Origin of the sequence: Verrucomicrobium sp., assembly GCA_028283855.1 — a bacterium.
Taxonomy (GTDB): domain Bacteria; phylum Verrucomicrobiota; class Verrucomicrobiia; order Methylacidiphilales; family GAS474; genus GAS474.
This window is the reverse complement of sequence record JAPWJX010000009.1, coordinates 168,774-180,257: the sequence shown is the minus strand read 5'-3', so window position 1 is coordinate 180,257 and position 11,484 is coordinate 168,774. Positions and strand designations below refer to the sequence as shown.

Sequence of the window (11,484 nt, the reverse complement as noted above, 5' to 3'; positions counted from 1 at the left end):
TTATAGGGGTATATGGGCATCATTTCCGAGCAGATGGAACACACGGCCGCGAAACCGGACAGCTTTAAGGGTAAGCTGGCTCTGGGCGGCGTCGCCTTCGAATACGCGTGGCAACAAAAGCCTGATCCCACTTGGAAGACGCAGGGCTACTCGGCGGAGGAAATCTCCTCCATGCAGGAGCTTTACGGCCAAATCGCCGCCGGCTCGATCCAGCACTACGCGGAGAAGCTGGCCAAAACCCTGACCGCCGAGGAGCGGGAAACCCTTTTCCGCAAGGCCCGCCACTCTCCCGCCGTCGCCCTGGTCAATCAGCTTGATTACTCGCTGGCCAAACGGATCGAAAAGGCGGACATCGCCGCCGCCCACGCCGGGGAGAAGCCCACCCGCAAGGAATTCCTGGCCGCCCTGCGGGAGATCGAGACCCGCGCCAGCCGGGCCGCGCTGGACAAGACCGACGGCTCCGCCGAGAACTTCCGCCATTACCGCGGGTAACCGCGCAATCGGCACAAAAAAAAGCGCCGAGGGGGAAAAACCCCTCGGCGCTTTTTGCGTACCCCCGTAGGACTAGGGAACGATGAAGATCTTGCCCGTGTAGGGGCACTTGACCTGCGTGCCGGAGGGGAAGCCCTGCACGTCGACGAGGCCGGCGTGCTCGGCGTAGGGGCTGCGGACGAAGCCCTTCTTGCCGGGGACAACGATGCCCAGCGGGTAGTTGGTCGCGGGAGCGGTCGCGGTGGCGGAATTGTTCGGCGCGTTCGGGGTCCAGGCCGGGGCGTTGGTCGGCGCCGGAGGAGGCGTCGGCACGTTGGTGGCGGAGGCAGCCTGGTCGTTGGCGGGCTGGGGCTGGGAATTCGTCGGCGTCGCCCCCATGTCCTCATACTTGACGTTGGACTTATCGGTGGAGGAGCAAGCGGCCAACGTCACGGCCAGGACAACCGGAAGGAGGGGGGCGAGGGCTTTTTTCATATAAAGTGGAGACATCTATACAACAATTCCTAGTCGCATCAACCCTGTAATTCGGCCATTTCGCAAACGATGCGGAAGCGCGCCTCGCCGCCCGCGGCGAGCTGCAGCGGCCAGACGATCTGGATGGCGGAGCCTTGGTAGTGCGGCTCCATTTCAGGCGCAGCCGGGGTGAGGGTATAGACCGGATGGTGCCAGAGCCGGGCTTCCGGGGAGATCTTCCACCGCCATTCCAGGCGGCGGGTGCGGTCGACGATCCGCCAGCCGGACACCTTGTCCATTCCCAGCTCCCGGCTGCATGGCTCCTCCTCGCCGCCTTCCAGCTGGAAGAATCGCTCCGGCCCGTCGCCGGAGAGGCAGGTGTAGTTGACCTCCGGGACGAAGAGGACATCGGTCGGCAGCGTGCCGGTGTTCAGCAGGACGTAGTCCACGGTCAGCCGCCCGGGATTCTCCAGCCACAGGGTCTTGCGGCAGGTGAGGGGGCGGCGGTCCCCGTGGACGTAGAGGGCGCCCTGCCGCTCCAGCGTCACGGAGCAGGCCTGCTTCTCCGTGGCGGTCTTGACGATCTCGTAAGGCTGGTCGGCAAAGTCGCCGTATTCGATGAAATCGTTCCGGGCAAAGTTTTCCCGCTGGGTGTAGGGCGCGACGAAGTGGTCCTGGAAGATCCTCCGCTCATACCAATCCTGCACCGGCGCGGGGTTGCCGTTATGATAGGCTTCCGCGCGGCGGGAGAAGGTGTTGCCCACGTTGAAGCGGGTGGGCCAGAAGGAAAACTCTCCCACGCTGCCCCCGTAATGGGGGGCGACGAGGAGGCCCGCCAGATCGGCGTGCAGGAAGACCTCGTCCTGCTCGTCCCCGTCGTAATCGGTCTGGAGAAGGCGCGGCGCGTGGCTCGCGTCGCGGGAGTGGAGCTGGATTTCGGCCTCGATCAGCCGCTGGTAGACGGCGTCACGCAGGTAGTTGGCATGGACGCCGCCCTGCCGGGCGTGCCAGTAGACGGAGTGGTCCTGCGCCGCCAGCAGCGCCTCCCGCGCGGCGTCGCGCGCGTGGCCGTGGGGCAGCTCCTCCACCCGGTCCCGCAGCCACAGGAGCTTGGCGTGCATGCGGCGGGCCTCCGGATACTTTGCCAGGAAGGAAAGCCACGCGCCGCCCCGGAAGAAGCCGACGAAGCGGTCATTGTCATACCGGCGGGATAGCTCGCTGCGGGCCGCCTCGTAATCCTTCTGCACGGGCGCGGGCATGGAGCAGGGCTCCAGGTCCTCCGCCGCGCCGCCGGGCAGCAGGGCCAGCGGCCAGGAGGGCCCCACGGGGGCGACGTCCCCCAGCCGCGCCGTCTCGATGCCGGAATCCTCCGCCAGGTAGCGCAGCCACTCCCTGAGCGCGCCGCCCTCGTAGACGGCCTGCCGCAGGGAGGGGAGGAAGCCGTAGCGGTCGCCGTTCTGGGCCAGGGTGACGATCTGCCGCTCCGGCCGGTTGGCCAGCTGGGTGAAGGCCGCCTTGATTTCCCGCATCCCTTCCAGGGGGATCTGGCGGGACCACAGGCGGTTGTAGGGGAAGACGAGGATCTGCCGGTTCAGGTGGCTGGTGCGGAAGGCGCGGAAGAGCTGCGCCCGCTTCCAACCCGCCGCCTCGAAGAGAGAGTCCTCCAAAAGCGTGTAGCGGTAGCCGGAACGGAAAAGAGGCTCGACGAAGTGGGGTTCCCAGACCGACTCCGGCAGCCACGCGCCATGCGGGGCGGCGCCGAACTCGGCCTCGATCCAGTCGCTCATCTTGCCGAGCTGCGCCTCGGCGTCTTCCCGGGGAATGAGGCTGAAGATCGGCTCGTAGAAGCCGCCGCCCAGCAATTCCACCTGCCCGCGGGAGACCAGGCGGCCCAGCCGTTCGAAGACGGCCCCCTGCTTCTCCTTGAGGTATGAAAGAAGGACGCCGGAAAAATGGAGGGAGACCTTCACGGAGGGCTGCTCTTCCAGCGCGGCCAGAAACGGGGCGCACGCCTCCGCGGCGTATTTGTCGAAGATCTCCCCGAAATTACCGAGCGGCTGGTGGAAATGAACCGCCCAGAGGAGGGTGACCTTCTTCTTCATAAGGCTCCTAGATAAACCACTGGGCCGCCGCGAATTCCAATGTGGGCGCGGGGAACTCGATGAGGCCCCGCTCCGGGTACCGTTCCCGGACGATTTCCCCCTCCATGATGTCGACGTGGAAGCCGATGTCGGCGGCGGGGGAGAAATTAAGGATGGCGCGCGGCACGGCGATGACCAGGAAGTCCCGCCAGCGGGCCTCGATCTTCTCCGGCAGCACCAGGTCGGCAAAGGTGCCGTCCCCCTGCGGGATCTCGGCGCGGCCGCCCTCGCGCCCGGCCTCGGCGGTGATGCGGACCTCCGTGGGATTGACGAAGTGGAGGACGACGCGGTCCGGCTTGGCCCGCAGGTCCAGGCGCAGGTAGAAGAACTCCTCGTCGAAGCCGTAGTAAAGCTTCTGCCCGATGCGGTCGGACTGGAACATGGCGGTCTGCTGGCGCTCCAGGTCCAGGACGCCCGCGCCGACCCAGTCGTAAAACCCGCCCAGCCCGCCGGAGAGGGAAGGGTGGATGGGCAGGCGCGGCTGGCTGTAGGGAATGGGGCCGCTGGGCAGGCAGATGGGCACGCTTAGGTAAGCCGGCGGCTCCGCGCCCAGGATGCGGTAGACGTTCTGCAGGTGGGTGCGGAAGAGGTCGTCGAAGAGGAAGTCGCAATCCGTGGTGAAGTCCGGCCCGTACCACCAGAACCAGTCGCTCCCCTCGGCGGCGTAGATTTCCCACCACGCGGCCTCGACCTTCTCGATCGGGAAATGCTTTTGCGAGAGCGCGTGGACCAGGAAGGCGCGGGTGCGGCCCAGCCAGTCCCACCCCTTGTTCTCCTCCGGATCGCCGATCCAGATGTCGAAGTCGCTGTTGATCCAGGAGCCGGTGTGGAGGCGGGTGATCTCCACCTGCGGCGGATGGGCGTCGAAGTAGTCGCCCAGGCGCAGGGTCTTCAGCGAGCCGCTGTCGTGCAGGCCCCGGTAGAAGCGGGTGAGGAATTCCTCGCCGCCGTCAGGAAAGGCTTCCCAGGCGTTTTCCCCGTCCAGGGCCAGGAGCGCCACGTGGTGCGGCGCGGTGCGGATGGAGGCCAGGTGCTCCAGGTTGTGGATCAGGTAGTCGGCGGCGGGGACCGCGCCGCTCTTGGCCGCGTTGAAGCCGATGAAGTCGGAGAGGGGCCGCTCGCGGAAAAGGGCGCTGACCTGCGCGCCGTCATGGAGGATGCGCCAGCCCTGGAACAGCTCCAGGTGGTCGACGCGCTTGCCGCGCCACGCCGGATCCTGGTCCAGGCTGCGGAAGAGGTTCCCCTCGTCCGTGCAGAAATACTCGATGCCGTTTTGCTGGAGCAGGGGGACGATCTCCGGCGCGATCGACCCTTCCGAGGGCCAGAGGCCGCGCGCGGGCTTGCCGAAGACGCGGGCGTGCTGCTCCTGCGCCAGGCGGAGCTGCGCGGCGGCGTCCTCCGGCGCGGAAAAGGCGGGCGGCAGCGTGACGTGAGGCATGCAGCGGCGGGCCAGATTCGTGTCGTAGACCAGCGGCAGGATCGGGTGAAAGAACGGGGTGGTGGTGATCTCGATCCGCCCTTCCTCCGCCGCCTGGCGGTAAAGGGGGAGGATGAGGGCCAGGATTTCCCGGTGGATGTCCAGGACTGCGTTCTTCTGCTCCTCGGTGAAGTTGCCGCCCTGCTTCTTCAGCTCCTTGAGGAGGGGGAAGCGGCGCTCGGCGGAGAAGCCGCACCAGGAAAGGTTGTACCAGGTCTGGAGGTCGCGGTAGTCCTGCGCCGTGTAGACTTGGAGCGCGGAGCCCAGGGTCTGGTCGTTCCAGTTGGTCCCGCGCTTTTGCAGCAGCTCCGCGTAGCGCGGGTAGGGATGGATCAGGTTCTCCCAATTGATCTTGAAGAAGTTTTCCAGGATGCGGCGCTTTTCCTCGTCTTCCAGGGCCTCGGCGGGCTTGCGGCTCCACTCCTCCCACAGGTCGGTCACCTCGCCGCGGACGAATTCCTCGATCTGCTTCACCAGCACGGGGGCGAAGTTGAAGTTCACCTTCACCTCCGGGTGCGGCTGGAGGAGGTCGATCATGTCCAAATACCCCTTCACCGCGTGGAGGCGCACCCACGGCATCATCGCCACCCGGGTCATCGGGTTGACGTAATAGGGCTGGTGCATATGCCAGAGCAGGACGACGTTCATGGCTTTGGCGGGGCTATTGGGGAATTTCGACGGAGCGGAGGAACTTGGCGGCCTCTTCCGGCAGGGTGCTGTTGATATAGAACCCGGTGCCGAACTCGAACCCGGCGATGCCGGTCAGGCGCGGCAGGATCTCGATATGCCAGCGGAACTCGACGTTGAGGGAGGGGTCCGCCTCGCCGCTGGGGCCGGAGAGGGGGGCCGTGTGCAGGATCAGGTTGTAAGGCGGCGTGCCCAGGCCCTGAGCCAGGCGGCGGAGGCCGACGCGCAGCGCCTCGGAAGCCAGGTTCAGCTCCGCGTCCGTGGCCTGGTGGAAGTGGGGGTTCTGCCGCTTCGGCAGGAGGCACATCTCAAAGGGGAAGCGGCTGGCGTAGGGGCAGAAAAGGGCGAAGCTGTTGTTCTCATAGACCATCCGCAGGCCTTCCTTCTGCTCCGTGCGGAGGATGTCTTCGAAGAGGTTCCGCTCCTTCTGGTGGTAATGGGCGCGGGCGGCGCCGAGCTTTTCCTGCACGTTGCGCGGCACCACGGGCAGGGCGATGAGCTGGGAGTGCGGGTGCTGGAGGGATGCCCCGGCCAGCGCGCCGACGTTCTTAAAGATCAGGATGTAGCGGAAGCGGCTGTCCCGGGAGAGATCCACGATGCGGCTGCGGAAGGCCTTGAGAACGCGGGCGATCCCCTCGATGGTCTGCCCTTCCAGCGGCAGGTCGGCGTCGGGGGTCTCGATGATGACCTCGTGGGCGCCGATGCCGTTCATCTGGTCGTAGATGCCCACGCCGGTGGGGGAGAGGTCCCCCTCGATCCGCAGGGCGGGGAAGCGGTTCGGCACCACGCGGACCTGCCAGCCCGGCCCGTTGGGGCTGCCCACGGGGCGGAGGGCGTAGACCTCCGGCGGCGTGAGGTGCTCGTGCCCCCAGGTGAAGGCGTCGACCCGGGGCGCCTCGCCCAGGGCGGGAGCGAAATCGTGGGGCCGTTGCTGGCGTTCGGGGGAGAAGACGATCCAACGTCCGCTCAAGGGATCTCGGCGAAGTTCGGGCATGCGCGTCCTTGAAAGGAAGCGAAACGGGGGGGATTGGGCAACACCGAAAGCGCGCATTGACCCCGCCCGGGCGATTTCCCTATTTAAGAAGGTCCATGCTGAGGGCCCTTTGCCTCCTTCTCCTTGCGGCCGCCGCCGCGTGCGCCGCCAGCTTCCGCCTGACGCCGGATCTCATCACCGCCATGCCGTGGACCGATTCTCCGGACGGCGTCCGCGTCGCCGCGCCTTTCCTCGTCAATCCCAACACCATCGTCCCCGCCGGGAGCACCATCCGCCTCTTCTACGTCCGCCCCGCCGTGGAGCTGGAAGGGCAAAAAGCGCGTCCCGCCTTCGACTACGGCGACAACCGCAGCGAATCGGTCAACCGCATGGGCACCGGCATCCAGCCTTCCCCCGCCGGCGGAGATAGTGAGACGAAAATCCCCCGCGCCCTCAAAAAGACCCTCGATACCGCCCACAGCACCGTGTGGCCGAATCTGGCCTCCTTCCGCTCCGCCCTTCAGTCCATGGAGGGGGCCGACATGCGCGTCGTCTACCAGCAACCGGGGAGCAAGAGCGTCTCCGACGAGACCTTCGGCCTCCTGGAAGGGCTCCTTCTTTCGGAAAAGGACGACCACGTCGTCATCCAAGCCGTCCGCGACCAGAGCGACGCGGCCCAGGCCGGCCTCCAGGCGGGAGACCGCATCCTCCTCCTCAACGGCCAGGAAACGCCGACGCTCGCCGCGTTCCTCGACATTTACCGCACCGTGCGAGACAGCGGAAACCTGCGGGAGCAAAAGCCCTACCTCTTCCACATCCTCCACTCCGGGGCAACCGCACCCGTCGATATTTCCCTGGAACCTCCCATCTCGTTGAGCGGGAGCCTTCTAGATCAGTAAATAGCTGATTATTATCGCTTAAGCGTAAGAAATAAATTTCAGCTTCTTTTTGATTTTGCTCGAGGAGTATGCTACGATCCTAATAATTCATGAGCGAAAATCAAAAAGATGCTGTTTCTTCCGCACGTCTGGCCATGGCTCATGAGCTGGCCGAGATGCTGACGCAACTCCAGCGCTCCACCCTCGTCGATCTTTCGACGCAGGTGAGCCGGGGAAACATCTCCATCCCGCAATACACGCTCTTAAGCTTCCTCAGCCAGGCCTCCGGCATCACCATGTCCCGCCTGGCGGAACTGATGGAGCACACCTCTCCCGCCACCACCGGCCTGGTCGACCGCCTCGTCTCCAGCGGCTTGGTCGAGCGCTTCGGCAACCCGACCGACCGCCGCCAGGTTCTGGTGAAAATCACCGACAAGGGCCGCGGCCTGGTCGAGAAGATCAAGTCGAACATCGTCTCCATCATCCTGGAAATCGCCGGCAACCTGAGCGAGGAAGACCTCCAGGCCTGGCTGCGCATCTCCAAGGCGCTGATCGGCCACTATACCCGCACCGGCGCGCCGCGCGATCCGGCCGCGCCCGCCGCCTAGCTTAAAGGGGCGGCGCTCCATGCCCCTTACCTGGGAAACCTTCCCGGCCCTGGCCCGTACCGGCCTGCGCCACGCCTTTTCCCTCCGCTCCCCCAAGCCGGAGGAAGACCGCCTCCGTCCCGGCCTGGCCTCCCTGGGCTGGGGAGAAGAGGCCCTCGTGGAGGCGGAACAGCCCCACGGCAGCGGCGTCAGCGTCGTCGACGCGGCGGATGACAAGGGGGAAGACGGCAACCGCATCCCCGACGTCGACGCCCTGGCCACCTTTTCCCCCCGCGTGGCCATCGCCATCCGGGTGGCAGATTGCGGCCCCCTCTACATCTACGACCCCGTCGCCCGGGCCGTCGCCATCGCCCACTCCGGCCGGAAGGGGACGGAAAAGAACATCGTCGGCGCCCTGGTCGAAACCCTCCGCCTCTCCGGCAGCCGCCCGGCGGACATGATCGCCTTCCTTGGGCCGTGCATCCGCCCGCCCCACTATGAAACCGATTTCGCCGCCGAGATCGGCCGCCAGGCGGCGCGCGCCGGGATCGGCACCTATATCGACTCCGGCCTGAACACCGCCGCCGACCTGCCCCGCTACTACTCCTACCGGATGGAAAAGGGGCAGACGGGCCGCATGTGGGCCGTCGCCATGCTGGAGAGGCCATGACCCGGACGAAAATCTGCGGCCTGACCCGGCCGGAAGACGTCCGCGCCGCCCTGGACGCCGGGGCCGACGCCCTCGGCTTCATCCTCTATCCCAAGAGCAAGCGCCACGTCACCCCGGACCAGGCCGCCGCCCTCCTGGCGTCCGTCCCCCCCTTCGTCTCCACCGTGGCCGTCCTGGTCGACCCCTCCGCGGAGGAGGTGAGGGGACTGGCCGCCCGGCTCCCCTTCACCCACTTCCAGCTCCATGGAAAGGAAACCCCGGAAACCGTCGCCGCGCTCCGTCCCTTGAAGATCATCAAAGCCCTGACCCTTCCCGCCGATCCTGCCCTGGTGAAAGCCTACGAGGCGGCGGGCGTCGAGGCCTTCCTCCTGGACACCCCCGCGCCGGAACACGGCGGCACGGGCCGCACCTTCGACTGGGGCCTGGTTCCCGCCTTCGCCGCGCAAACGGCGCTGCCCTTCTTCCTCTCCGGCGGGCTGACGCCCGATAATGTTGGCGCGGCGATCGAACGTGTGAGACCGTACGGCGTCGACGTTGCCAGCGGGGTCGAGGCCTCGCCCGGCGTCAAGGACCACCAGAAAATCGCCCGTTTCATCGCCGCATGCCGACTCCCGTAACCTCCGTCCCCGACGCCACCGGCCACTTCGGCTCCTTCGGCGGCATGTTCGTGCCCGAGACGCTCATGGGCCCCCTGCAGGACCTGGCCCGGGAATACGAGAAAGTCTCCCGCGACCCCGAGTTCCGCCGGGAATTGGACGGCCTCCTTAAAGACTACGTGGGCCGCCCGTCCCCCCTCTACCACGCCGCACGGCTCACCGAGCGCCTCGGCGGGGCCAAGGTCTACCTGAAACGGGAAGACCTCCTCCACACCGGCGCGCACAAGATCAACAACGCCCTGGGCCAGGTCCTCCTGGCCCTGCGGATGGGGAAGAAACGCGTCATCGCGGAAACCGGCGCCGGCCAGCACGGCGTGGCCACCGCCACCGTCTGCGCCCGCTTCGGCCTGGAATGCGTCGTCTACATGGGGGAGGTCGACATGAAGCGGCAGGCCCTCAACGTCATCCGCATGCGCTGCCTGGGGGCCAAGGTCGTCCCCGTCACCGCCGGGCAGAAAACCCTCAAGGAAGCCGTCAACGAGGCGATGCGGGATTGGGTGACCAACGTCCGCACCACCCATTACATCCTGGGCTCGGCCCTTGGCTCCCATCCTTACCCGCTCCTGGTCCGGGACTTCCAGCGCGTCATCGGGGACGAGGCCCGCGCGCAGATCCTGGAAAAGGAAGGCCGCCTGCCGGACGCCGTCGTCGCCTGCGTCGGCGGGGGGAGCAACGCCATCGGCATCTTCTACCCCTTCCTCCAGGACGCGGGCGTCCGCCTCATCGGCGTCGAGGCCGGCGGGGAGGCCCTGGAACTGGGCCGCCACGCCGCGCGCTTCCAGGGAGGCCGCCTGGGCGTCCTGCAGGGGACCCGGACCTTCGTCCTCCAGGATGAGGACGGCCAGATCGCCCTGACCCACTCCGTTTCGGCGGGGCTGGACTACGCCGCCGTCGGCCCGGAACACGCCTGGCTGCGGGAGCAGGGCCGCGTGGAATACGATTCCGCCGGAGACGCCGAGGCCCTGGACGCCTTCCGCTTTCTGGCGGAGACGGAAGGGATCATCCCCGCCCTGGAATCGAGCCACGCCATCGCCCACGCGCGGAAGCTGGCCCCCCAGCTCGGCCAGGGCCGCGTCCTGATCGTCAACCTTTCCGGACGGGGGGACAAGGACGTGCAGCAGGCGGCCGAACTCCTCGGCCTTTCCGGGGATTAAAAATTTCGCGCGTCGCGCTTGAAAAAAAGCGGGCGCGGCACAAGAATCCCTCGCAATCCAAATGGCGACGAGCGCGGCACCCATGATTGCATCCAGCAAAGACGAACAGGAACACATCTTCCGCCGCCACGGCATCCTCTTCGTCGTCTCCGCGCCCTCCGGCACCGGGAAGAGCACCTTGTGCGACAACCTGCGCCACACCCCGGACTTCGCCTACTCCGTCTCCTGCACCACCCGCAAGCCCCGCCAGGGGGAGGTGGACGGTGAGGACTACCACTTCCTGAGCCGGGAGGAATTCCTGGCCAAGGTGGAAGCCGGGGAAATGCTGGAATACGCGGAGGTGCACCAAAACTTCTACGGCACCCTGCGCCAGACCGTCATGGACCACCTTTCCGAGGGGACCGACATGCTCCTGGACATCGACGCCTACGGCGCGGAAAGCATCCGCCGCAGCGCCGACCCCGCCCTGCGGGACGCCCTGGTCGACGTCTTCATCATGCCCCCCACCTTCGCCGAGCTGGAGCGCCGCCTGCGCAAGCGCGGCACCGAGTCGGAAGAAGAGATCCGCCGCCGCCTCCACACCGGGCGGGAGGAGATGGAGCGCTGGCGGGAATTCAAATACACCATTTTGAGCGGTTCGACCGAAGAGGACCTCACCAAGTTCCGCGCCATCATGCGCGCGGAGCGGTACCTGAGCCGGCGCCTGACTCTGGATGAAACCTGAGCGTTTACCCCGCGTCGTCCTGGGAGTGACAGGGTCGATCGCCGCCTACCGCGCGGCCGACCTGGTCAGCATGATGACCCAGAACGGCATCGAGGTGGACGTCATCCTGACGCGGGAAGGGGAGCGCTTCATCCCCCCGCTGACCCTTCACTCCCTTTCCCGCCGCCCCGTCCACACGCAGGACGGCGTGGAGCCTGTCTCCGGGCGGCCCACCCACATCGCCCTGGGGGACGATGCCGACCTGGTCCTCATCGCCCCCGCCACGGCCCAGATCATCGGCAACTACGCCCACGGCCTGGCCCCCGACCTCCTTTCCTCCACCCTCCTGGCCACGCCCGCTCCCGTCGTCATCGCCCCCGCCATGAACGGGAAGATGTGGGCCCATCCCGCCGTGCAGGAAAACGTCCGCATTCTCACCGCGCGCGGCGTCCGCTGGATCGGGCCCGACCGCGGCTACCTGGCCTGCGGCTACGAGGGGGCGGGCCGCCTCTGGCCGGTGACGAAGATTTTCGAGGAAACCAAGGCCCTGCTGGACGCCATCGTCCAGGGGAAGTCCCCCGCCAAGGCAAAGCGGGTTTAAGCCTCCCGGTTT

The 11,484-nt window shown here is 66.8% G+C and carries 12 protein-coding genes; 8 read left to right on the top strand and 4 right to left on the bottom strand.

Going from position 1 to position 11,484, the window contains the following annotated elements; genetic code table 11:
* Positions 1 to 12 precede the first annotated feature (12 nt).
* Positions 13 to 492 carry a hypothetical protein gene (locus tag PW734_12220; protein MDE1171950.1) on the top strand — a complete coding sequence of 160 codons (480 nt, stop codon included), beginning with the start codon at positions 13 to 15 and terminating at the stop codon, positions 490 to 492.
* A gap of 72 nt (positions 493 to 564) precedes the next feature.
* Here the strand turns inward: PW734_12220 and PW734_12215 are convergent, their stop codons facing one another.
* From PW734_12215 to PW734_12200, 4 genes are read right to left on the bottom strand one after another with little or no spacing between them, the layout of a single operon-like run.
* Positions 565 to 966: a hypothetical protein gene (locus PW734_12215; GenBank protein ID MDE1171949.1), complete on the bottom strand. Its 402-nt coding sequence runs from the start codon at positions 964 to 966 to the stop codon at positions 565 to 567.
* Between the two features lie 38 nt (positions 967 to 1,004).
* Complete coding sequence (locus tag PW734_12210) at positions 1,005 to 3,047, bottom strand: DUF1926 domain-containing protein (GenBank protein MDE1171948.1); 2,043 nt, start codon at positions 3,045 to 3,047, stop codon at positions 1,005 to 1,007.
* Positions 3,048 to 3,054: 7 nt separating this feature from the next.
* Positions 3,055 to 5,211, bottom strand: a complete 2,157-nt coding sequence (locus PW734_12205) for a glycoside hydrolase family 57 protein (protein MDE1171947.1) — start codon at positions 5,209 to 5,211, stop codon at positions 3,055 to 3,057.
* Positions 5,212 to 5,224: 13 nt separating this feature from the next.
* Positions 5,225 to 6,244, bottom strand: a complete 1,020-nt coding sequence (locus PW734_12200) for a DUF4931 domain-containing protein (GenBank protein ID MDE1171946.1) — start codon at positions 6,242 to 6,244, stop codon at positions 5,225 to 5,227.
* Between the two features lie 95 nt (positions 6,245 to 6,339).
* On the opposite strand from PW734_12200, the gene PW734_12195 reads away from it, so the two are divergent.
* The 7 genes from PW734_12195 (at position 6,340) to PW734_12165 (ending at position 11,472) form a co-directional block, all read left to right on the top strand.
* Entirely contained in the window at positions 6,340 to 7,122 is a 783-nt protein-coding gene (locus tag PW734_12195; GenBank protein ID MDE1171945.1) for a PDZ domain-containing protein, read from the top strand.
* Between the two features lie 89 nt (positions 7,123 to 7,211).
* A complete protein-coding gene (locus PW734_12190) occupies positions 7,212 to 7,709 on the top strand; it encodes a MarR family transcriptional regulator (GenBank protein ID MDE1171944.1) in 498 nt (165 codons plus the stop codon).
* Positions 7,710 to 7,728: 19 nt separating this feature from the next.
* Positions 7,729 to 8,358, top strand: coding sequence for a polyphenol oxidase family protein (locus PW734_12185; protein ID MDE1171943.1), 630 nt, complete (start codon positions 7,729 to 7,731; stop codon positions 8,356 to 8,358).
* Positions 8,355 to 8,975 carry a phosphoribosylanthranilate isomerase gene (locus PW734_12180; GenBank protein ID MDE1171942.1) on the top strand — a complete coding sequence of 207 codons (621 nt, stop codon included), beginning with the start codon at positions 8,355 to 8,357 and terminating at the stop codon, positions 8,973 to 8,975. The genes PW734_12185 and PW734_12180 overlap by 4 nt, the downstream gene beginning before the upstream one ends.
* On the top strand, positions 8,960 to 10,168 hold the full coding sequence (gene trpB, locus PW734_12175; GenBank protein ID MDE1171941.1) for a tryptophan synthase subunit beta: 1,209 nt from the start codon (positions 8,960 to 8,962) through the stop codon (positions 10,166 to 10,168). Before PW734_12180 ends, trpB begins: the two co-directional genes overlap by 16 nt.
* Before the next feature lie 82 nt (positions 10,169 to 10,250).
* The gene (gene gmk / locus PW734_12170; GenBank protein MDE1171940.1) at positions 10,251 to 10,892 is read left to right on the top strand and encodes a guanylate kinase; all 642 of its coding nucleotides are present in this window, start codon (positions 10,251 to 10,253) and stop codon (positions 10,890 to 10,892) included.
* Positions 10,882 to 11,472 (top strand): flavoprotein, encoded by a 591-nt coding sequence (locus PW734_12165; GenBank protein ID MDE1171939.1) that lies wholly within the window; start codon positions 10,882 to 10,884, stop codon positions 11,470 to 11,472. Before gmk ends, PW734_12165 begins: the two co-directional genes overlap by 11 nt.
* Positions 11,473 to 11,484: the final 12 nt, after the last annotated feature.